This window comes from Photobacterium halotolerans DSM 18316 (assembly GCF_000425165.1).
GTDB lineage: Bacteria > Pseudomonadota > Gammaproteobacteria > Enterobacterales > Vibrionaceae > Photobacterium > Photobacterium halotolerans.
On record NZ_KE384320.1, the window covers coordinates 299,976 to 321,805 of the forward strand.

The 21,830-nt window shown below is 52.5% G+C and carries 18 protein-coding genes; 5 read left to right on the forward strand and 13 right to left on the reverse strand.

Features of this window, described 5'->3' with window-relative positions; translation table 11 throughout:
• Window positions 1–10: 10 nt before the first annotated feature.
• The 6 genes from secD to H511_RS23500 form a co-directional block, all read right to left on the reverse strand.
• The gene (gene secD / locus H511_RS0114580; RefSeq protein WP_036759710.1) at window positions 11–1,855 is read right to left on the reverse strand and encodes a protein translocase subunit SecD; all 1,845 of its coding nucleotides are present in this window, start codon (window positions 1,853–1,855) and stop codon (window positions 11–13) included.
• 25 nt (window positions 1,856–1,880) lie between these two features.
• Window positions 1,881–2,216, reverse strand: a complete 336-nt coding sequence (gene yajC / locus H511_RS0114585) for a preprotein translocase subunit YajC (protein WP_027252969.1) — start codon at window positions 2,214–2,216, stop codon at window positions 1,881–1,883.
• A gap of 21 nt (window positions 2,217–2,237) precedes the next feature.
• On the reverse strand, window positions 2,238–3,365 hold the full coding sequence (gene tgt / locus H511_RS0114590; protein ID WP_027252970.1) for a tRNA guanosine(34) transglycosylase Tgt: 1,128 nt from the start codon (window positions 3,363–3,365) through the stop codon (window positions 2,238–2,240).
• Window positions 3,366–3,567: 202 nt separating this feature from the next.
• Window positions 3,568–4,620: a tRNA preQ1(34) S-adenosylmethionine ribosyltransferase-isomerase QueA gene (gene queA / locus H511_RS0114595; RefSeq protein ID WP_027252971.1), complete on the reverse strand. Its 1,053-nt coding sequence runs from the start codon at window positions 4,618–4,620 to the stop codon at window positions 3,568–3,570.
• A gap of 89 nt (window positions 4,621–4,709) precedes the next feature.
• Window positions 4,710–5,819: a S1 family serine peptidase gene (locus H511_RS23495; RefSeq protein WP_051288207.1), complete on the reverse strand. Its 1,110-nt coding sequence runs from the start codon at window positions 5,817–5,819 to the stop codon at window positions 4,710–4,712.
• A 227-nt stretch (window positions 5,820–6,046) separates the two neighbouring features.
• A complete protein-coding gene (locus H511_RS23500) occupies window positions 6,047–7,204 on the reverse strand; it encodes a S1 family serine peptidase (RefSeq protein ID WP_081669290.1) in 1,158 nt (385 codons plus the stop codon).
• Between the two features lie 325 nt (window positions 7,205–7,529).
• Between H511_RS23500 and H511_RS0114610 the strand changes: the two genes are divergently transcribed.
• Window positions 7,530–8,147: an acyl carrier protein phosphodiesterase gene (locus tag H511_RS0114610; protein WP_027252972.1), complete on the forward strand. Its 618-nt coding sequence runs from the start codon at window positions 7,530–7,532 to the stop codon at window positions 8,145–8,147.
• A 217-nt stretch (window positions 8,148–8,364) separates the two neighbouring features.
• On the opposite strand, the gene aceA is transcribed toward H511_RS0114610, so the two are convergent.
• The 3 genes from aceA to H511_RS0114625 all read right to left on the reverse strand — a co-directional run bounded on the left by aceA (window position 8,365) and on the right by H511_RS0114625 (window position 12,962).
• Window positions 8,365–9,672, reverse strand: a complete 1,308-nt coding sequence (gene aceA, locus H511_RS0114615) for an isocitrate lyase (RefSeq protein WP_027252973.1) — start codon at window positions 9,670–9,672, stop codon at window positions 8,365–8,367.
• Window positions 9,673–9,842: 170 nt separating this feature from the next.
• A complete protein-coding gene (gene aceB / locus H511_RS0114620; RefSeq protein WP_420835036.1) occupies window positions 9,843–11,444 on the reverse strand; it encodes a malate synthase A in 1,602 nt (533 codons plus the stop codon).
• 621 nt (window positions 11,445–12,065) lie between these two features.
• Window positions 12,066–12,962, reverse strand: coding sequence for a hydrogen peroxide-inducible genes activator (locus H511_RS0114625; RefSeq protein WP_027252975.1), 897 nt, complete (start codon window positions 12,960–12,962; stop codon window positions 12,066–12,068).
• A gap of 130 nt (window positions 12,963–13,092) precedes the next feature.
• On the opposite strand from H511_RS0114625, the gene H511_RS0114630 reads away from it, so the two are divergent.
• The 3 genes from H511_RS0114630 to ppk2 all read left to right on the forward strand — a co-directional run bounded on the left by H511_RS0114630 (window position 13,093) and on the right by ppk2 (window position 15,570).
• Entirely contained in the window at window positions 13,093–13,695 is a 603-nt protein-coding gene (locus tag H511_RS0114630) for a peroxiredoxin C (protein ID WP_027252976.1), read from the forward strand.
• 183 nt (window positions 13,696–13,878) lie between these two features.
• Entirely contained in the window at window positions 13,879–14,631 is a 753-nt protein-coding gene (locus tag H511_RS0114635; protein ID WP_036759712.1) for a copper homeostasis protein CutC, read from the forward strand.
• A gap of 129 nt (window positions 14,632–14,760) precedes the next feature.
• On the forward strand, window positions 14,761–15,570 hold the full coding sequence (ppk2, locus tag H511_RS0114640; RefSeq protein WP_027252978.1) for a polyphosphate kinase 2: 810 nt from the start codon (window positions 14,761–14,763) through the stop codon (window positions 15,568–15,570).
• Between the two features lie 36 nt (window positions 15,571–15,606).
• On the opposite strand, the gene phoU is transcribed toward ppk2, so the two are convergent.
• From phoU to H511_RS0114660, 4 genes are read right to left on the reverse strand one after another with little or no spacing between them, the layout of a single operon-like run.
• A complete protein-coding gene (gene phoU, locus H511_RS0114645) occupies window positions 15,607–16,326 on the reverse strand; it encodes a phosphate signaling complex protein PhoU (RefSeq protein ID WP_027252979.1) in 720 nt (239 codons plus the stop codon).
• Between the two features lie 13 nt (window positions 16,327–16,339).
• Window positions 16,340–17,158, reverse strand: coding sequence for a phosphate ABC transporter ATP-binding protein PstB (gene pstB / locus H511_RS0114650; protein ID WP_027252980.1), 819 nt, complete (start codon window positions 17,156–17,158; stop codon window positions 16,340–16,342).
• 14 nt (window positions 17,159–17,172) lie between these two features.
• A complete protein-coding gene (gene pstA, locus H511_RS0114655; RefSeq protein ID WP_027252981.1) occupies window positions 17,173–18,771 on the reverse strand; it encodes a phosphate ABC transporter permease PstA in 1,599 nt (532 codons plus the stop codon).
• A gap of 31 nt (window positions 18,772–18,802) precedes the next feature.
• Window positions 18,803–21,019: an ABC transporter permease subunit gene (locus H511_RS0114660; RefSeq protein ID WP_027252982.1), complete on the reverse strand. Its 2,217-nt coding sequence runs from the start codon at window positions 21,017–21,019 to the stop codon at window positions 18,803–18,805.
• Window positions 21,020–21,279: 260 nt separating this feature from the next.
• Here H511_RS0114660 and H511_RS0114665 point away from each other — a divergent pair, with 260 nt between their 5' ends.
• A complete protein-coding gene (locus tag H511_RS0114665; protein WP_027252983.1) occupies window positions 21,280–21,801 on the forward strand; it encodes a glycine cleavage system transcriptional repressor in 522 nt (173 codons plus the stop codon).
• The last annotated feature ends 29 nt before the right edge of the window (window positions 21,802–21,830 follow it).

Below are 21,830 nucleotides of genomic sequence, written 5' to 3' on the forward strand. Positions count from 1 at the left end.
CAGCGTCTCCTTAGATCGACAGTTTATCGATGCGCTTACCGCCATACAGCAGGTTCACCAACATACGGGTGCCCACGATAGCCGTAAACATAGAGGTCAGAATACCGATAGACAGCGTCACCGCGAAGCCTTTAATCGCCCCCGTACCGACCGCAAACAGAATGATAGCGGTGATCAGCGTGGTAATATTGGCATCAGCGATAGTGCTGAACGCATTGGCGTAACCTTGCTGAATCGCCTGCTGCGGGCTGCGACCATCGCGCAGCTCTTCACGAATCCGCTCGAAGATCAGCACGTTGGCATCCACCGCCATACCCACCGTCAGTACGATACCGGCAATCCCCGGCAAGGTCATAGTGGCGCCCGGAATCATGGACATCACACCAATGATCAAGACCAGGTTCATCGTCAGCGCCAGGTTGGCAATCAGACCGAACTTGCGGTAGTAGAGCAAAGTGAACAACATCACGGCGACCATGCCCCAGATACAGGCCTGGATCCCCATGTCGATGTTCTGCTGACCCATAGAAGGACCGATAGTGCGCTCTTCCACAATGGAAATTGGCGCGATCAGTGCACCGGCACGCAACAGCAGTGCCAGGTTATGCGCTTCAGCCTGGCTGTCGATCCCGGTAATACGGAAATCACGTCCCAGCGCGGTCTGAATCGTTGCCTGGTTAATCACTTCTTCGTGTTTTTCCAGAATCACTTTACCAGCCGGGGAACGCTTGCCGCTGTCTTTATATTCAATGAACAGCGTTGCCATCAGCTTACCCACGTTATTACGGGAGAAAGCTGTCATTTTATTACCGCCTTCGCTGTCCAGCTTGATGTTCACCTGAGGGCGGCCATATTCGTCATTGCTGGATGTAGAATCGGTAATGTGTGAACCTTCAAGGATCACCCGCTTTTTCAGCACCACAGGATTCCCGTCACGGGAGGTTTTCACCTCGCTGCCTGGCGGTACACGTCCTGCAGCGGCGGCTGCCAGATCCACGTTAGTATCCACTTCACGGAATTCCAGGGTTGCGGTGGCACCGAGAATTTCTTTAGCCCGTGCCGTATCCTGTACGCCCGGCAGTTCCACAACAATGCGGTTAGCGCCCTGACGCTGAACCAGTGGCTCTGCTACACCCAGTTCGTTAACCCGGTTACGCAGAATAGTGATGTTCTGAGCAACGGCATAGTTACGAATTTCCTGCATCCGCGCTTCAGTGAAGCTGGCGGTGAGTGCAAAGCCACTGCCTTCAACGAACAGCATGTCCGGGTGCGAAGCCGACAGTGTACGTCTGGCTTCCTGTACCTGCTCGTCGTTACGAAGCCGGATTTCCACCCCGTCGTCTTTCACCGAAATCGCACGGTAACGGATACGGGCTTCACGCAGCTCAGTACGGAAAGTATCTTCTTGCTGACCCAGCAGTTTGTCCATCGCAGCATCCATATCCACTTCCATCAGGAAGTGCACACCGCCGCGCAGGTCCAGGCCGAGTTTCATTGGAGTGGCGCCCAGGCTTTCCAGCCAGGCAGGAGTAGAAGGTGCCAGGTTCAGAGCAACAACATAGTTATCGCCAAGAAATTGATTCATTAAATCGCGGGCACTGATTTGCGTCTCAGTGTCTTTGAAGCGGACCAGAATAGCCCCGTTTTCGAATGCGACAGATTTGTAGGAGAGTTTATCTTGATTAAGCTGCTCGGTAACTTTATCCAGCGTGGCCATTTCTACCGAGGCGCCACGCGCCCCGGAGATTTGAATCGCTGGATCTTCACCGAACACATTGGGAAGTGCATAGAGCAAGCCGACGAGCAGTGCGAACACCACCATCAGGTTCTTCCACAAGGGATACCGGTTTAACACTGAGAAGATCCTTCAAAGCCATAAATTACAGTGATTTCATTGTGCCTTTTGGCAGAACAGCAGAAACGAAATCCTTTTTGATGGTAACTTCAGTTGTGTCGTTCAGTGCGATCACAATGTAGTCATTTTCCGCTGAGACTTTGGTGATCTTACCCACCAGGCCGCCATTGGTCAGCACTTCATCACCTTTGCCCATCGAAGACATCAGGTTTTTATGCTCTTTCACCCGCTTGGCCTGCGGGCGGTAGATCATGAAGTAGAAAATTACAGCAAACAGAGCCAGCATGATAAACAGCTGCATGCCGCCACCTTGTGGAGCGCCTTCTGCTGCTGCATGTGCCTGAGAAATAAAAAGACTCATTTATTCACGTCCTCGTTATAGTTAAACGTTTTTTAATGGTGGAACTTCGCGGTCCCGGCGCGCGTAGAACTCTTCTACGAATACGTCGAAACGATCTTCTTCAATCGCCTGACGGATGCTTTCCATCAAACGCTGATAGTAGCGTAAGTTGTGGATTGTATTAAGGCGTGCACCCAAAATTTCATTACATTTATCCAGATGATACAGATACGCCTTCGAGTAATTGCGACAAGTGTAACAGTCACAGTGCGGATCCAGTGGACTTGTATCCGTTTTATGTTTCGCATTGCGGATCTTGATCACACCGCCGGTCACAAACAGGTGGCCATTACGGGCATTACGGGTCGGCATCACGCAGTCGAACATGTCGATACCGCGGCGCACACCTTCAACCAGGTCTTCGGGTTTGCCGACACCCATCAGGTAACGCGGCTTGTCTTCCGGTAATTTAGGACAAGTATGCTCCAGTACACGGTGCATATCTTCTTTCGGTTCGCCAACGGCCAGACCGCCCACAGCGTAGCCGTCAAAACCGATCTCGGTCAGGCCTTGTACCGATACATCACGCAGATCTTCATAGACACTGCCCTGTACAATACCGAACAGGGCATTCTTATTACCCATTTTATCGAAGTGGTTACGGCTGCGTTTTGCCCAGCGCAGTGACATTTCCATTGATGTTTTCGCTTCGTCATGTGTGGCCGGATAAGGCGTACATTCGTCGAAAATCATTACCACGTCTGAGCCCAGATCGTACTGAATTTCCATCGACTTTTCGGCATCCATGAAAATCTTGTCACCGTTGACCGGGTTACGGAAATGCACCCCTTCTTCGGTGATTTTGCGGATATCACCCAGGCTGAACACCTGGAAACCGCCTGAATCGGTCAGAATCGGGCCTTGCCACTGCATGAAGTCATGCAGATCGCCGTGCAGCTTCATCACTTCCTGACCCGGGCGCAGCCACAGGTGGAAAGTATTACCCAGCAGGATCTGTGCACCTGTGTCTTTCACTTCTTCCGGCGTCATGCCCTTTACGGTGCCGTACGTGCCCACAGGCATGAATGCCGGTGTTTCTACCGTACCGCGTTCAAAGACCAGACGGCCGCGACGTGCACGTCCCTGGGTTTTATCTAATTCAAATTTCACAAAGCCTCCAAAAGCCAGAGAAACAATCTGACGTTAAGTAGATGCAAAAGGCCCGTCGCCTGATGCACTGCAACCCCAACCAATCAGGATCGCGAACTGTCCGGCCCAAGACCAGACAGTGATATTGAGTAAAAGTTCAGTTATTCAGGCTGCCGCGCCAGATTTCACGCGCACAGGCGGATATTAGTGCAGCGCAGCAGATTCAGCCCTGACGCCGGGTGATGAACATAGAATCCCCGTAGCTGAAGAAACGGTAACTGTGTTCAACCGCCTGCCGATAAGCGCCCATGGTATTTTCATAACCGGCAAATGCGCTCACCAGCATGATCAGGGTCGATTCCGGCAGGTGGAAATTGGTGATCAGCACGTCCACCAGCTGGAACTCGTAGCCGGGGAAGATGAAAATATCGGTGTCGCCAAAGAAAGGGACCAGATCGGTGCCGTTCTTGAGAGCATCCTGAGCCGCACTTTCCAGCGAGCGAACAGAGGTGGTGCCCACCGCTATCACCCGGCCGCCACGGGCGCGGGTGGCCTGAATCGCATCAACCACCTCTTGCGGGACTTCGACGTACTCCGCGTGCATATGATGATCATGAATATTATCGACCCGGACTGGCTGGAAGGTGCCGGCGCCTACGTGCAAGGTCACGAAGGCAAGCTCGGCCCCTTTTGCCTTGATAGCCGCCAGTAACTGCTCATCAAAATGCAAACCGGCAGTCGGAGCTGCCACAGCGCCCGGTTTGGCATTATAAACCGTTTGATACCGCTCTTTGTCTGCTTCTTCGTCCGGACGGTCGATATAAGGCGGCAAGGGCATGTGGCCAACCTGCTCCAGAATCTCCAGTACCGTCAGCGCACTGTTGAAGCGAATTTCAAACAGGGCATCATGGCGGGCAACCATCTCGGCTTCAAACTCGTCGTTTTCACCCAATAGCAGTTGGGTGCCCGGTTTGGGTGCTTTAGAAGCCCGGACATGAGCCAGAATGCTCTTATCATCAAGCAGACGCTCGACCAGCACTTCCAGCTTACCGCCACTGGCTTTACGGCCGAACATGCGCGCCGGGATCACCCGGGTATTGTTAAATACCAGCAGGTCACCGGGACGCACCAGATCCAACACATCTCTAAACGATTTATGCCACACATCACCGCTGTTACCGTCCAGTTGTAACAGGCGGCTGGATGAACGCTCCGGCTGCGGATAACGTGCAATCAGTTCATCGGGAAGGTCAAAGTGAAAATCTGAAACTTGCATTTTTTAGGCCCTAACTTACAGCAGGCAGCTAGTATAGGCTGCCACACTGCAATATCAAGCCCGGAGAAATGTTATGAAATGATTTGTTATCAGCCTTTCTTGCGCGAACGCCACAGAAGCAGGCCGACGAGTCCCAGCAGCCATGCCAGGGAATAGCTTCCCCCGCTGTCATCGCTACCGCTGCTCTCCACCCGAAACTGCTCCAGCCCCGCGTTGCTGTAGTCTTTCAGAAAAGGATTAACCGGGAACGCAGAAAACGGATTGGGGGTGAAGTCGCTGCCAGCGACAGCAGCTATCCAGTCAAGATAGGTAGACACCTGGGTATAGACACCAGGCAGATTGCCGGCACAGCCTTCGCCGAAGCTCACCAGTCCGACCAGGCGCAGGCCAAAATCCGGATCACTGCTGGCCTGCGGATCGAGCCAGACCAGCGGCCCGCCAGAATCACCAAAGCAGCTGTCGCGGGATAAATTAGGCGACGGGGGGGAGGCGCAGACAAAAATACTGTACACCCCGGGATGCACCGAGCTTCCCCACAAATTGTCACAGACCCGGTCGGGTACGCCAGACAGTACCGTTTGTTGCAGCTGGGTTGAACCGGCGGCATCCGGATCCGGTGTCACACTGCCCCACCCCGAAATCAGTAAATTGGCTGGCCGGTTGCTGTTTGCCACCCAGGTATTGGCAAATTCGGCATCCGCCCGGTTTTGGGTGGAGACAGACGCTATCTGTACCGGGATCGCGGTTTCCGGCAGATCCAGGCTCAGGCGGATGATGGCTATGTCATTGTTAAAATTACTGCTGTTATAACTGGGATGCACAATAATTGCGCTGACAGGCGTGGCATTTCTGCTTGTCGCACTGAATACCGAGGTAATACCGGCCCAGACTTTCACATCCAAGGGAGTCGCAATTCGGCCGCCATTAATAATGCAGTGCGCCGCAGTCAGTATGATGCGCGGAGCAATCACCACGCCGCCACACAGGTACACTTCTGTGCCGTTATCAGAAAAATCAATATTAATAAATGCCTGCCAGGGAATGTCGCCCGGCACGGCGGGTATGCCACCGACAATTCTGGCTGTTGGCTCGTATTGCTCTGCCTGGGCAGGCGACTCATCAGTCTGTGCCTTCGCCAGCCCTGACACAACAAGCAGGAAAGCCAGCAATAACAGGCTGTTAGTTATGGGGGCTTTCATAACTGCTACCCTCATGATTTACAGTCGCTTAATTATAATTCTCTCGGTTATTGCGCCATTGTCACTTATTGAGAATTTGGACGGATAGTTCACCGCAGAGGACATCGCAGACAGAGCGGCATCAGGCGCCGGAGGGATAAGCAATCAATGCCATTGATAATCAAACCATTTTACGAGCCAGTTGTTTACACGCCTCTCAGATAGTGAGCGCGCGGAACAACCCTGGTTCAGCGTTCCCTGCCCTGACTTCTGCGCCACCAGAGCATCCCCAGTAACGCAATCATGCTTCCTGCCGTTACACTCCCGCCCGATCGGCTCGCCATCGCGCTGCTCAGTGCACTGATAGCTTCGTCTTGGTTACTGTCATTGCCTGTCTCTGGCGTCCCTGCTGGACTTTCGGCATTGAGAGTAAACGGGTTAAATGCGAAAACAGAGTCCGGGTAAAAGTTAAAACCGTCCCCCGCTGTCAGGGCAATCCAATCACGATAGTGGGAAGCCTCAGTATAAACAGCAGGGAAATCCGTGCCGCATTCCGTCCCAAAGCTGACTAAGCCCACCAGCCGAAAACCCAGATCACTATCGGCGCTGGCCTGGGGATTCTGCCACACTAACGGGCCACCGGAATCGCCCTGGCAAGTGTCACGCTTAAGCGCAGGATCTGGCGACATCGCACACACAAACATCGCGCTCTGGGACGGTTCAACCACAGGGCCCCACACCTGTTCGCAATAATCGTCCGGCACACCCGCAAGCAACACATGCTGTAACTGCCGGGCTACGGTAGCCCCGGGCTCGGTTGAGGTCAGGCCCCATCCGGATACCAGTAAATTCTGACCGCGTTGGCTGTCGGGCACAAAGGTATTGTCAAAGGCCATATCGGCCTGCTGCTGTTCACTCTCAGTGGCCAGCCGGATGGGCTGGGCACCTGCCGGAATATCCTTGCCCAGGCGCAGCACAGCAATATCATTGATAAAAGTCTCTTCATTAAAACCCGGATGCAGCGCAACAGTTGTCACCGGCAGGGCATTGAAAGCAGTCACAGAGTCGGTCGAGGTGATACCCGCCCAGACAAAGATCTCATCCTGCTGCGCTGTGACTGAGCCTTCGGTAATACAATGTGCGGCGGTCAGTACGGTATTCTTATCTATGATGACGCCACCGCACTGAAAGACATCAAGGCCGTCGTTGCCGGTGTCTATATACACCAGTGCCTGCCACGGAAGGTCTTCCTGATATGTCGGGTTGCCGCCAATGATTCTGGCTATCGGTTCATTACGGGCTGACGCACTGGCTTGCGGCCCTTGTTGTTCGGCCCATACAGCGCCAGAGGTCAGCGACAAGGCCAGCACTGTGGCTAACGGTATGACTGAAAAAGCATTCATCATCTTTCCTCACTCCCTGGGCAAAAGCATCGCAGCAAAAGGGTTACATCGGATGCATGAGTCTATTAATATGACTCAGGTCATACGACTAAGATAAGGCGACCAATCAATGTGCTCTTTCTAAGGATATTGGCGTTTTAGCGCAAAAAGTCAGCGATAAACAAAAGAGTTCAAAAAGTATTACCTGTGCCTCAAAATGACTGCATCATTGTGTTTCACTCTACACTGTATCTGATACTGCACGCTGTCACTGCGCTGCGCCCCGGCATTGCTGTTACAGTGCCTGGCTCGCTCTTATCTCACGGCAACAGATGTTGAACTCACTACTATGAATTTCCTGGCACACCTACACTTGGCGGATCATTGCCACAGTCACCTGGCGGGCAATTTGCTGGCCGATTTTGTTCGCGGTGATCCCTACCGGCAATATTCACCAGAAGTAGCTGCGGGTATCAAGCTTCATCGCTTTGTCGACGGCTTTATTGACAGCCAGCCTGAAGTCAGAGCCTGGCGCAGGGCGTTTCCGCCGGACATCCGCCGGGTAAGCGGCATTGCCCTGGATATGATTTGGGATCATTACCTCGCCCGCCACTGGCACAATTTCCATGACTTACCTTTACCCGTATTTGTTCAGCAGGTGCGTAAAGAAGTTGAAGGCTTTGCGGGAAAGGAACCGGACCATTACCGGCAAATGACGCAGCACATGTGGCAGCAAGAATGGCTGATTCAGTATCAGCAGGTTGCCAGTATTCATCAGGCATTGGAACGCATGGCAATTCGCCGCCCGAAATTGAGTTCGCTGGCTGAATGTCCGCCTTTTCTGGCCGGGCATTATCAGGAGCTGGAGCAGAGCTTCTTCATTCTCTATCCAAGGCTGATGGATGCATCCCAAGCATTCTGGCGGGCGCACAAAGCAGTGTTGCTAGGGCCGGAGTCAGCAGAATAAAGGTAAGCAGAGAATACCGAATAGAAATATCAGAAAAGAAAAAGGGGAGCCAGAGGCTCCCAAGGCGATAACAATTCGTTAAGTGAAAGCGTTATCAGACTAAGGCTTGACGTGAACAAGCCTGGTTACAGCCGATAACGTTAATCGCAATCCCCTCACGGGTAACAGCTGCGAAACGGTCTTACTAGGATAGATTGCTTATTACCGGTCAATTCAGTCAGAATTGATCTTCTTCAGTTGAACCTGTCAGCGCAGTCACAGAAGAGTTTCCGCCCTGAATGACGTTCGTCATCTTGTCGAAGTAGCCAGTGCCCACTTCCTGCTGGTGAGCCACGAAGGTGTAACCCTTCTCTGCCGCCGCAAACTCAGGACGCTGTACTTTCTCAACATAATGGCGCATACCTTCACCCTGAGCATAAGCGTGTGCCAGCTCGAACATGTTGAACCACATGTTGTGAATGCCCGCCAGTGTGATGAACTGGTACTTGTAGCCCATGTCAGACAGCTCTTGCTGGAACTTGGCAATCGTTTCAGCATCCAGATTCTTCTCCCAGTTGAAAGAAGGTGAGCAGTTGTACGCCAGCAGCTGATCCGGGTATTTAGCATGGATAGCTTCTGCAAACTTGCGCGCTTCTTCCAGACAAGGCGTCGCTGTTTCACACCAGATCAGGTCAGCATACGGGGCATACGCCAGACCACGGGCGATAGCCTGATCGATACCGGCACGAACGCGGTAGAACCCTTCCTGCGTACGCTCGCCGGTAATGAAGTCGGCATCGTACGGGTCGCAGTCGGAGGTCAGCAAATCGGCAGCGTTGGCATCGGTACGGGCAATCACCAGCGTCGTTGTGCCGGCAACGTCAGCCGCCAGACGGGCAGCAATCAGTTTTTGTACCGCTTCTTGGGTAGGCACCAGGACTTTACCGCCCATGTGGCCGCATTTTTTCACCGAAGCCAGCTGATCTTCGAAGTGCACACCGGCAGCTCCTGCATCAATCATGCTGCGCATCAGCTCGTAAGCATTCAGTACCCCGCCAAAGCCGGCTTCCGCATCTGCAACGATAGGCAGGAAGTAATCAATGCCGCCTTCTTCCGGGCTTTTACCGTTTGCCCACTGAATCTGATCAGCGCGGCGGAAAGAGTTATTGATGCGCTTGACAACCGCAGGTACTGAATCGACCGGGTACAGGGACTGATCCGGATACATGGATGATGCCGTGTTGTTATCAGCAGCCACCTGCCAGCCTGACAGATAAATCGCTTCAATTCCCGCTTTCGCCTGCTGAACGGCCTGACCGCCGGTCAGCGCGCCAAGGCAGTTCACATAGCCTTTCTTGGCAGAGCCGTTGACTAAATCCCACAACTTATCAGCACCGCGCTGAGCCAGTGTGTTCGCCGGTACGACCGAACCACGCAGATTAACCACTTCTTCCGCAGTATAAGTACGCTTAACATGTTTCCAACGTGGGTTCTCCGCCCAATCCTTTTCAATGGCTTCGATCTGTTGCTGGCGAGTCAGTGTCATAATAAATCCCTCGTATTATGTGACGATATTTCGCAAAATCTGAACGTTCTGCGCTTCAGTTCTACTCAGTTTTCTTGGGCTTCCTCTGCCCGGATTAAGCCGGGCAGTACTTGTGCACTATGTGCTTATTGTTGTGTGTTACAGTTCCGGTTTGAATGCTTGCTACACTGTTATTCCAGATATTCATAACCTGGCAGTGTCAGGAAGGTGACCAACTCATCACTGGTGGTCAGGCGCGCCATCATGGCAGCCGCTTCCTTAAATTGTCCTTTGCTGAAACGCTCAGTACCGATCTCCTGTTCCAGGACTTGCATTTCTTCGTCCAACAGCTGTTCAAACAGTGCTTTGGTAACTACCTGACCGTTACTCAGCGTTTTTCCGTGCTTCATCCATTGCCAGATGGAAGCACGAGAGATTTCAGCAGTAGCGGCATCTTCCATCATGCCGTAAATCGGCACACATCCGTTGCCTGAGATCCAGGCTTCGATGTACTGCACCGCAACACGAATGTTATGGCGCATGCCCTCTTCTGTCCGTTCGCCGTCGCAGGGTGCCAGCAGTTCAGCCGCGGTGATCGGTGCATCCGTGTCACGCGTCACATCCAGCTGGTTTGAACGTGACCCCAGGCACTTATCAAAGACTTCGCGGGCGGTATCAGCCAGCCCCGGGTGTGCCACCCATGTACCGTCATGGCCATTGTTGGCTTCCAGCGCTTTATCGGTCTGGATCTTGTCCAGTACCCAGGCATTACGCTCGGCATCCTTGGAAGGAATAAAGGCTGCCATGCCTCCCATCGCAAACGCGCCGCGGCGGTGACAGGTTCTCACCAGCAAACGTGAGTAAGCGTTGAGGAAAGGTTTTTCCATGGTCACCACCTGACGATCCGGCAAGATACGATCCGGGTGGTTACGCAGTGTCTTGATATAACTGAAGATGTAATCCCAGCGGCCGCAGTTCAGACCCACAATGTGCTCTTTCAGGCTGAACAGAATTTCATTCATTTCAAATACCGCCGGCAGCGTTTCAATCAGCACAGTGGCCTTAATCGTGCCTCGCGCCAGGCCAGCCTGATCTTCGGCAAAGCTGAACACATCGCTCCACCAGGCCGCTTCCTGATAAGCCTGCAGTTTAGGGATATAGAAGTACGGCCCGCTGCCGTTTTCCAGCAGTTGCTTATGGTTGTGGAAGAAATACAGGCCAAAGTCCAGCAGCGCGCCCGGAATCGGCTGACCGTTCCAGAAGAGGTGTTTTTCCGGCAGATGCAAACCGCGGACGCGACAGATCAGTACCGCCGGATCCTCTTTTAATTCATACACTTTCCCTGTGTCAGGGTGGGTGTAGGATATAGTGCGGTTCACCGCATCACGGAGGTTGCGCTGGCCGTCAATCACTGCACTCCAGGCGGGAGCAAAGGAATCCTCGAAATCCGCCATGAATACTTTTACATTGGCATTCAGTGCATTAATCACCATTTTGCGATCAACAGGACCTGTGATTTCCACACGGCGATCCTGCAGATCAGACGGAATATTCTGAATCGTCCAGTCACCTTCGCGGATATCCCGGGTGTCAGGCAGGAAGTCAGGTAACTGCCCGGCATCAATAGACTGCTGACGAACTTCACGTGCTGCCAGCAGTTCCGGCACACGGGAAGCAAATCGACTGACCAGTTGCTCCACAAAAGCCATTGCGTCATCACTCAGGATGTCTCGCTGTGATTCTGAAAGCGGTGCGGCCAACGTCAGCTGACCAAACTGGTGGTGATTTTCCATACCCATTTATGACTCCCCATTTACCCAAATCAGCCAAGTGTAACTAAATCACGACTTAAACAATGCATCGGCTGATTTCCATCATAGACCACTTTCGGCCTCAACATGGCTATTACGTTGCCTTAACAAATCGGAAAAGGCAAACCCACCCAAAAAGCAACAGGATCTCAAAAACAAAACAAATAATTAAAAATCAACAGTTTACAAAAAATAGAGCTATTACTCAAAACACTGAATTAAAACACTTTAAGGCGATATATTCGGTTTTTAACTTCCAGTCTGTTTCCCAGCCAAAAGTGTAAAGTATTACGTAATTAAATTACCAATTAACACTAAATTAACAATTGAAAATATGCCGTTTTAAACAAACAAAAATAGCGAGACAGGCTGTAACGCACTCAATCTACATACATTTATAGACAAGATTTGGCAGAGTCATACATTGGAGGAGTAATTTTGCGTGCATGGCGGGGAATTGTTTTACAGAACGAAACAGAAAAAACCTACAAAATTAAGCACTTGGCAAAACGCCCAAACAGAACAAAGTATCAAACAAATCACAGCTAAGCAGAATATTTCACCAAAAAATAAAAACATGTCTGCTGAGCGTCCTGAATGTCGTTAAAGCAGCTCTGTGACTATCTCTGCCAGACACTGAAAAGTAGGGATACGGCTGGATGTCGGTCGCCAGACCAGGCCTATTTCACGGTAAGCGGCCTGTCCTGGCGGATCTAAGATCACCAGATCCGGGCTATCGACCAAGCCATGCTTGATCGCCATTTGCGGAATAAAGGTAGAGCCAAGGCCATTCGATACCATCTGGACCAGAGTATGTAAGCTGGTTGCCGCAAACGGGTTAATCTTTTCTTTACTGGTCAGCTGGCACGCCGACACGGCATGGCCGGTGAGGCAATGCTCTTTCTCAAGCAAAAAGACAGATTCATCCGGTAAATCGGCATAGCGCAGCGGAACATTCACTTTCGCGGCCTGATTTTTACTGATCACCATCTTGAAGGGATCACGCCCCACTATCTGGCTGTGCATGCCGCTGATTTCAACCGGGAGTGCCAGTATCAGCACATCCATATCACCATTGCGTAACGCACTCAGCAGATTGTCCGTGGTATCTTCGCGCAGTAAAAGGTGGAGCTGCGGATGTCTGCGGTTCACCGCCTGCACTAAATCGCCCAGCAAAAAAGGGGCAATGGTCGGAATACAGCCCAGCCTGACCTGACCGGCCATCTGATCCTCGCCGCTTTTCGACAGCTCCATCATATCCTGCGTTCTTGCCAGCAGTTCACGACTGCGGACCACGACTTCTTCACCAGTGGAGGTAAAGACCAGGGCTTTGTTATCCCGTTCAATCAGCTGGCAACCAACCAGATCCTCAAGATTCTGAATCCCTGAGCTTAATGTCGACTGACTGACGAAACACTGTTTGGCCGCTTCACCAAAATGGCGGGTTTCATACAGTGTCACCAGATAATGGAGTTGTTTCAGAGAAGGAAATTTGCTCATCGTATTTTTCGATTGTAATAATCTATTTATTCTACTTTTTTCAATGTAGCACTTTCGCTATAGTGTGTCCTGATTTATGAAGGAACTGCCCTTACGGGGTGGTACACATTCCAATATTAGGAGCACCAATATGGTACTAGTAGGTCGTCAAGCACCTGATTTCACAGCTGCTGCAGTTCTGGGTAACGGTGAAATCGTTGATAACTTCAACTTCAAGCAATTCACTGAAGGCAAAAAAGCGGTTGTTTTCTTCTACCCGCTGGACTTCACTTTTGTTTGCCCATCTGAGCTGATCGCTTTTGACAAGCGTTTTGCTGATTTCCAAGCGAAAGGCGTTGAAGTTATCGGTGTATCGATCGATTCTCAGTTCTCTCACAACGCATGGCGTAACACTGCTGTTGAGAACGGCGGTATCGGCCAGGTTAAATACCCTCTGATTGCTGACGTTAAGCACGAAATCTGTAAAGCTTACGACGTTGAGCACCCAGAAGCCGGCGTTGCTTTCCGTGGTTCTTTCCTGATCGACGAAGAAGGCGTTGTTCGTCACCAAGTGGTTAACGACCTGCCTCTGGGCCGTAACATCGACGAGATGCTGCGTATGGTTGACGCGCTGAACTTCCACCAGAAAAACGGTGAAGTTTGCCCGGCACAGTGGGAAGAAGGCAAAGCAGGCATGACTGGTTCTCCAGAAGGTGTTGCTGCTTACCTGTCTGAGCACACTGCAGACCTGTAATACAGCCTTGCGCTGAATTACACAGCCAGAGCTGAATGATATAGTCCTGAGCTGAATGCTTAGCCCGGCCATGGTGCCGGGCTTATTTTTATCCCAATTTCATCACTGAGATTGATCAGACACTTCGACAGCCTTCCCCTCTCCGTTTACACTCTGCCAAGGTTTACTGAACAAGGCACCCTCATGTCCGCATTTCCCCTGACTCATCTTGAAGTCTGTATTGATAACATTGAATCCCTGCATGCCGCCCAGCAAGGCGGGGCGAGCCGTATAGAATTATGCTCATCGCTGGCCCTGGGCGGCCTGACCCCCAGCGTCGGTTTAATGCATCAGGCTGCACGCATCGCTAAGGTGCCCGTCTATGCCATGATCCGCCCCCGCCAGGGCGACTTTCTGTTCTCCGGCGAAGATATGGAAGTCATGCTGGCAGATATACATGCCGCCAGGCAAATAGGCCTTCAGGGCGTAGTAATGGGTGTGCTGACGGCGCAGGGTAAAGTGGACACTGCACAGCTGACCGAGCTGATGAAAGCGGCCACCGGGCTGGGGGTGACTTTCCACCGGGCCATTGATCAATGCGACAACTACACAGAAGCGCTTGATGCCATTATGAGCGCAGGTTGCGAACGCGTTCTGTCTTCCGGGCTGCAATCCACGGCACTGGAAGGGGCTGAGACACTGGCAGACATGGTACGCTATTGCGGCGATCGCCTGAGCATCATGGCCGGCGCAGGGATTACCGCCAGCAACGCCGCTAAAATTGTCGCGCAAACCGGCGTGAAAGAGTTACACCTGTCGGGCAAGACAACGCGGCCAAGCCTGATGGAGCATATCGCCGCAGGTGCCCACATGGGCAGTCAAGACGTCGACGACTACGCCATTCCGGTGACCAGCAGTGATAAGATCGCCGCGGTGATCACCGCACTCAAATCCTGATTGCACGCTCGCTCCTGTTCAGGGAGCGGGCTCAGCCATTTCACCATCATACTCAACCGATCACATAAACCACTGGTCAAACAGGCTATTATTACCGCAGAGCCCAGTAAAAAGGAATGTGGTTTATTTATGTCTGACAAACAGTTACAGAGCAAACTCAAAAAGAAAGACTATGATCAAGAGCTTGAGCGGCTGCAAACTGAACTAGTGAAATGCCAGGAGTGGGTCAAACAGGAAGGCCTGAGAGTGCTGGTGATTTTTGAAGGCCGGGATGCGGCCGGCAAAGGCGGCACCATTAAGCGGATCACCGAGAAGCTCAATCCCCGTGTCTGTCGGGTGGTTGCTTTGCCAAAACCGACAGAGAAAGAGAAAACCCAGTGGTATTTTCAGCGCTATGTGGAACAGCTTCCCTCTGCCGGCGAAATCGTGCTGTTTGACAGAAGCTGGTACAACCGGGCCGGGGTCGAGAAGGTGATGGGCTTTTGCAGCGAAGAAGAATATGAAGAGTTTCTGCTGGCCTGTCCGGAATTCGAACGCATGCTGCAACGCTCCGGCATCATACTGATCAAATACTGGTTCTCGGTGTCGGACGAAGAGCAGGAAAAGCGCTTTCTGGAGCGCATCAACACCCCGATCAAGCGGTGGAAGTTCAGCCCGATGGATCTGGAATCACGCTCGCGCTGGGCGGAATATTCGGCCGCCAAAGACAAAATGTTTGCCCACACAGACACTAAACAGAGCCCGTGGTGGGTGGTTGAAAGTGACGATAAGAAGCAGGCCAGAATCAACTGCATGTCGCATCTGCTGAGCCAGATCCCCTACCAGGAGATCGACTACCCGGAAGTGATACTACCCGAGATCAACAAGAGTGGTTACACGCGACCGCCCATGGACGAACAAACCTTTGTGCCGGATAGGTTTGATAAAGGTGACGATTAAGATCAAGCCGGGGAGCCGTTTGGCTCCCCGAATGATTCAGCGGTTATTATCCATGAAAATTTCCATTTCCTGCGGACTGGTATGGCGAATATCTTTGCCTTTGACGAAATAAATAATGTACTCGCAGATATTCTGGCAACGATCCCCCACCCGTTCAATGGAACGCGCTGACCACATCACTTGCAGCACATTAGGAATAGAGCGCGGATCTTCCATCATATAGGTCATTAATTGCCGGATGATCGCTTCGTATTCTCGGTCAATCCGATCGTCTTCCTGATACACCCGAATCGCCGCTTTGACATCCATTCGGGCAAAGGCATCCAGCACTTCATGCAGCATACGGGCAGCATGCTGACCAAGGGCTTCCAGCGACACCAGCAGGTTGTATTGCTTATTGGTGAAGTTTTCCAGCGCCACTTTGGCAATGCTTTCCGCCACATCACCAATACGTTCGAGATCAGTAATGGTTTTGATAATGGCAATCACCAGGCGCAAGTCACTGGCGGTCGGCTGACGCTTGGCAATAATCCGGGTGCAGGCTTCATCAATCGCCACTTCCATCGCATTGACTTTATGATCATCTTTAATGACCCGGCGGGCCAGATCGACATCCTGCCTGTGCATGGCCTTGAGCGCATCCGTCAGCTGTTGCTCAACCAGTCCGCCCATGGCAAGGACATGGGTGCGTATGCTCTCAAGCTCGGCATTGAACTGGCCGGAGATATGACGGCTAAGGCTCATATTGTCTAACATTGTCTTCTACTCCTTAGCCGTATCTGCCGGTGATGTAATCTTCGGTGCGTTTTTCTTTGGGCGTGGTGAAAATATCATTGGTCGAGGCGTACTCCACCAGCTCGCCCATGTGCATAAAGGCCGTATTGTCTGAAACGCGGGCGGCCTGCTGCATATTATGGGTAACAATAATGACCGTATACTTTTTCTTCAGATCGTTAATCAGCTCTTCAATGGTCAGGGTGGAGATCGGATCCAGCGCCGAGGTCGGTTCATCAAGCAAGATGACTTCCGGCTCAATCGCAATGGCACGGGCAATCACCAGACGCTGCTGCTGACCACCGGATAAACCAAACGCATTCTCGTGCAGACGATCTTTCACCTCATCCCACAGCGCCGCGCCGCGCAGTGAATTTTCAACCGCATCATCCAGCACCCGGGTATTTTTCACCCCTTGCAGACGTAAACCGTAAACCACGTTTTCATAAATGGATTTAGGAAACGGGTTGGGCCGCTGAAAGACCATGCCGACACGGCGGCGCAGGGCCGCCACATCCACATTCTGATCATAGATGTTTCTGCCATGCAGCATGATCTGTCCTTCAACCCGACAGCCTTCCACCAGCTCGTTCATCCGGTTAATACAGCGCAGCAGGGTGGATTTCCCGCAACCGGACGGACCGATAAAGGCCGTCACCTGGCCTTTGGCAATCTTCATGTTGATAGTAAACAGCGCCTGCTTCTGACCATAATACAGATCCAGCCCGTCTATCGTCAGGGCGGTTTTTTCTTCTGGCAGTGCGGTCAGATCGACTGGCTTAAGCAAGTCCATACTGGCGTTGAATGAAAACATCTACATCCTTCTCGTTATTGTTCCAGATCGCGGAATTTCTCCCGCAAATGATTACGAATGCCAATGGCGGTCAGATTCAGACCAATAATGACAGTGACCAGCAGCAAAGAGGTCGCATAGACCAGGGGTCGCGCCGCTTCTACATTCGGGCTCTGAAAGCCGACATCATAAATATGGTAGCCAAGATGCATGAACTTTCGGTCCAAATGCAAGTAAGGAAACTGTGCATCTATCGGCAATGATGGCGCCATTTTCACGACACCGACTAACATCAGTGGTGCCACTTCTCCCGCCGCTCTGGCCACCGCGAGGATTAACCCCGTCATGATCGCCGGGCTGGCCATGGGGATCACAATCCGCCATAAGGTCTCGGCTTGAGTCGCGCCCAATGCCAGCGAGCCGTGACGAACTGAGGGCGGGATACGTGCCAAGCCCTCTTCGGTTGACACTATCACCACAGGCAAAGTCAGAATCGCCAGTGTCAGCGCCGACCAGAGAATGCCCGGCGTACCAAAAGTCGGTGCGGGCAACTGATCCGAAAAAAACAGCTCGTCGATGGTACCGCCCACCATATAAACAAAAAAGCCCAGACCAAATACGCCATACACGATGGACGGCACACCCGCCAGATTGATCACCGCCACGCGAATTAAACGGGTAAAGCGGTTCTGCTGTGCATATTCATGGAGGTAAATCGCGGCCAGTACCCCTAAAGGCGTCACAATCACGCTCATCAGCAGCACCATCAACACAGTGCCGAAAATGGCCGGAAACACGCCTCCTTCGGTGTTCGCTTCGCGAGGCGCATCGGTGACAAAGTGACCGACCTGGCGTCCCCAGTGTGCCACTTTTTCGGAGAATGACATATCGTTGGGATACCAGACGTCCAGTATGTCCGCCAGCGGTATCTGTACCTCGCGCCCTTCCGCGTCCTTCATCAGCAGCGACTGACCATCCAGTACCTGACGGATTTGCCCGAGCTCATGCTCCACCTCACGCAGACGAGCCAGCAACTCCCCCCGTCGCGACTCGGACGTTTCATCACTGCTGGCTGCCAGCGACGCCAGTTGACGGTTCAGCGGAATATATTGAGTTTGCTGTAATTCCAGTATGGCTTCTTTGGCGGCCTCAGCCTGGCTCAGCCAGTCCGCTAATAAATCGGCACTGTGGCGGCTGCCATTCACCATCACCGCCTGCGGATAACCGTAAAACTTGCCGTTACGCAGCCTGTCAATCACGGCAACCCCATGCGCCACCTCCTTTGACCGGATCTGTGTGTCAAGCAGGGTCACAAAATCCAAATCGGCTAATTCACGGTTGCCGGTTTTGATCAGATAGCGGGCAATGGTCGGATTATCATTGCCCGCCAGCTCATACCCGGCTTCCAGTAACTGCTGGCGGGGCACCTGCCGGGTTTCATAAATTTCACCCACGATCACTTGCTGATGATCAGCCAGACTGACGTCAAACCGGTACACCTGTGCCGGCCAGAAGTAACTCAACCCCTTCCAGCCTATCATGAGTAACAAACCCAGCACCGCCAGCAAACTCAGGCTGACAGTGCCAGCCGTCAGCCAGATCCAGGGGGAGCCGGAACGCATCCATTTCAACATCTAATCAGTCACACAGCCTCTGCCCCGGTGATCATAGCGACTTGTATTTTTCACGCAGTCGCTGACGCACAATCTCAGCCAGGGTATTGAAGAAAAAAGTAAAAACAAACAGAACAAATGCCGCCAGAAACAGGACACGGTAATGTGCACTGCCGACTTCCGATTCCGGCATTTCAATGGCAATGGTTGCCGACAGCGTACGCAGGCCTTCCAGTATGTTCCAGTCCATAATGGGCGTGTTGCCGGTGGCCATCAGCACTATCATGGTTTCTCCCACCGCCCGTCCCAGCCCCATCATCACCGCGGAGAATATCCCCGGGCTGGCGGTGAGCAGGACTACCCGGGTCAGGGTCTGCCAGGGTGTCGCTCCCAGCGCCAGCGAGCCGCTGCTCAGGTGCGCCGGTACCGAATAAATCGCATCTTCAGCAATGGTGAAAATGGTCGGGATCACCGCAAAGGCCATGGCGATCCCCACCACCAGCGCATTGCGCTGATCATAACCCATCCCCCAGTTATTGGTCAGATAACTGCGGATATCCCCGCCAAAGTACGCCTGTTCGATCACCGGGCTTAGCGAGAAACAGAGATACCCGGCCAGCACCAGCGCCGGCATCAGCAACAAAATGTGCAGCCCGGTTGGCATTTTGCGCTGCCAGCCGCCAGGCAGCATAGCCCAGCCCAGACCGACAGCCACCATCACCAGGGGCAGCACCAGCACGCTGAGCACTATGCCAATCAAATGATTCTCAACGATCGGCGCCAGCCAGATGCCGGCCAGAAACCCCAGAATGACAGTCGGCAAGGCTTCCATGATCTCTATCGTCGGTTTCACCACTTTACGCATCGAAGAAGACATAAAATAGGCGGTATAGATAGCGCCAGCCAGGGCCAGAGGAATCGCAAAACACAAGGCATAAAAAGCCGCCTTCAGGGTACCGAAAACAACAGGGACCAGACTCAGCTTAGGCTCACTTTCATCAGTGCCAGAGGTGGACTGCCAGACATAATCCGGTTCCGGATACCCTTCGTACCAGACTTTCTGCCACAGGCTGCTGAAACTCACTTCCGGGTAAGGATTGGAGACCTTAAATAACTGCCACTGCTGCCCCGAGATCGCCAGCAACCTGTCGGCACGGGGCGAGACAGCCATCAGATCGGGCGTTTGACTGAACAGCCGGGATTCCAGTACAGGGGCAGAGGAATCCGCCATGTAATATCCTGTCAGCCTGCCGTCTTCCTGAACGGCGAGAAAGCCTTTGCGGTAATACTCAGGCACCACCAGATGCAGGGCGCCTTTATCGGCTGAAATATCGGCTGAAAAGGTCCGGGCTGGTATCAGCTGGCGTTGCCCCGCCTTCACCACTTCAAACCATTGTGTGACTTTGCCGTCGCTACCAGTAATTAGCAGCGAGTTGGCACCGGATAGTGCCGTCATGGCGATCGGATCCCCCGCCCCCTGACTGACATCGGTTTGCTGACGAATCCGCCCTTCAGTACGCTGCAGATCAATCACAGTGACTTGCCGGCCATTGAGCACATACACAGTGCGGTCATCCGGCGTCACCACCATATCCGTGATCGGATGGCCGATTGCCGGCATAGCAAGTTGGGTTTCCTGCCACGCCTGTTCACCGGTATCCAGACCGCTGCCGCGATGGAATACCTTGGCGACAAGGCGCTGATCCTGTGTGACGCCAGCCAGAGCCGCGACCTGGCGGCGCACTGACACCGCCAGCCGGACCAAAGGTTTACCTTGGCTATCAAGCTGAATATAAGGAGCAGACAGCGGCTCGCTCATCATCAGCCTGCCCTGCCGGATCAGCGGCTTCACCACAGTGACGCCACCAGACTGATCACCATAGGCAAACACGTGCTCGTTAGGCAAAGCCGCCGCGAAGCTGGTCGGGTTCGCCATCACCACCTGCTGCTGCGTAACCGGCTGCTGACCCTCACTGGCACTGAGCGCGACCAGGCTGATCTGCCCCTCAGAGGAGAAATGAAAAGCATGGGTATTCTGCTCATTGACACGAACCGCAGCGGTTTGTGTCAGCGGAATAGAAAATGACTGAACAGGGGTGATCCTGGCCGGTGCGAACACAGGCACTATCACATAAAGCAGATAGAAAAAGATCAGAACAAGCGTCAGAAGGACAGATATTCCACCGGCAATCACTCCATAACGCGCAAACCTGTCTTTTCGTTGACGGTTACGGTTATTGTCAGTCAAAAATGCACCGGCATCTGCCATTCTCACCCCATAAAAGTTACAAACTGACAAAGTATATGTCTGTTAGATGACAGTAATATTACAGCGACTTGCGCTTTATTGCTGACCTTTTTATTGTGGGAGACTGATGGAATGACTGACATCAATCTGCAACAAAATTTCCGTATTCTTAATGATTTATGACGGTAGCCGAATTCCGGTGACTCAGTAGGTATCCTGTCTGGACATAATCTGATCGTGGTCAGATAATGAATTTAACCGCTACCAGAAGGAGACGCGACATGAAACACCTTGTCATTACAGTCATTGGTCAGGATCGCCCGGGTTTAGTGGGGGCATTATCAGATACTGTTTATCAGCACAAAGGCAACTGGCTGGGCAGCAGTATGAGCAAACTGGCAGGTCAGTTTGCCGGTATTCTTCAGGTCGATATTCCGGAAGAATCCGTCAAGCCCTTACGGCAAGCCATGTCCAAGCTTGATGGCCTGAACATCCATATTGCCGAGGATACCAATATCACGGCGCCTCCCGCTCAACTGCAGCTGCTCACAGTCACAGGCAACGACCGCTCAGGCATCGTCAAAGAAGTCACCACTCGTCTTGGCGAGCTGGGTATCAACATTCACAAACTCAAAACAGATACACACAGTGCACCCAACTGGGGCTACCCCATATTCACTGCCTGGTTTGAACTTGAAATTCCGGCAGAAGTGGCCGTCTCGACCGTACAGCAGCAGCTGGAAAGTCTGGCCGATGATCTGACCATAGATTTTGAAGAACCCGAAAGCAGTGAAGCGCACTAAAAAGGCTGTTGTCCTTTCAAAACTGAAAG

Coding starts and splice junctions, on each gene's coding strand:
- H511_RS23495 (WP_051288207.1), bottom strand. CDS start 5,819: ATGAAAGCCCCCATAACTAACAGCCTGTTATTGCTGGCTTTCCTGCTT.
- H511_RS0114630 (WP_027252976.1), top strand. CDS start 13,093: ATGGTACTAGTAGGTCGTCAAGCACCTGATTTCACAGCTGCTGCAGTT.
- H511_RS0114625 (WP_027252975.1), bottom strand. CDS start 12,962: ATGAGCAAATTTCCTTCTCTGAAACAACTCCATTATCTGGTGACACTG.
- aceB (WP_420835036.1), bottom strand. CDS start 11,444: ATGGAAAATCACCACCAGTTTGGTCAGCTGACGTTGGCCGCACCGCTT.
- H511_RS0114610 (WP_027252972.1), top strand. CDS start 7,530: ATGAATTTCCTGGCACACCTACACTTGGCGGATCATTGCCACAGTCAC.
- queA (WP_027252971.1), bottom strand. CDS start 4,620: ATGCAAGTTTCAGATTTTCACTTTGACCTTCCCGATGAACTGATTGCA.
- ppk2 (WP_027252978.1), top strand. CDS start 14,761: ATGTCTGACAAACAGTTACAGAGCAAACTCAAAAAGAAAGACTATGAT.
- H511_RS0114660 (WP_027252982.1), bottom strand. CDS start 21,019: ATGGCAGATGCCGGTGCATTTTTGACTGACAATAACCGTAACCGTCAA.
- yajC (WP_027252969.1), bottom strand. CDS start 2,216: ATGAGTCTTTTTATTTCTCAGGCACATGCAGCAGCAGAAGGCGCTCCA.
- phoU (WP_027252979.1), bottom strand. CDS start 16,326: ATGTTAGACAATATGAGCCTTAGCCGTCATATCTCCGGCCAGTTCAAT.
- pstA (WP_027252981.1), bottom strand. CDS start 18,771: ATGTTGAAATGGATGCGTTCCGGCTCCCCCTGGATCTGGCTGACGGCT.
- H511_RS0114635 (WP_036759712.1), top strand. CDS start 13,879: ATGTCCGCATTTCCCCTGACTCATCTTGAAGTCTGTATTGATAACATT.
- H511_RS0114665 (WP_027252983.1), top strand. CDS start 21,280: ATGAAACACCTTGTCATTACAGTCATTGGTCAGGATCGCCCGGGTTTA.
- aceA (WP_027252973.1), bottom strand. CDS start 9,672: ATGACACTGACTCGCCAGCAACAGATCGAAGCCATTGAAAAGGATTGG.
- pstB (WP_027252980.1), bottom strand. CDS start 17,158: ATGTTTTCATTCAACGCCAGTATGGACTTGCTTAAGCCAGTCGATCTG.
- H511_RS23500 (WP_081669290.1), bottom strand. CDS start 7,204: ATGATGAATGCTTTTTCAGTCATACCGTTAGCCACAGTGCTGGCCTTG.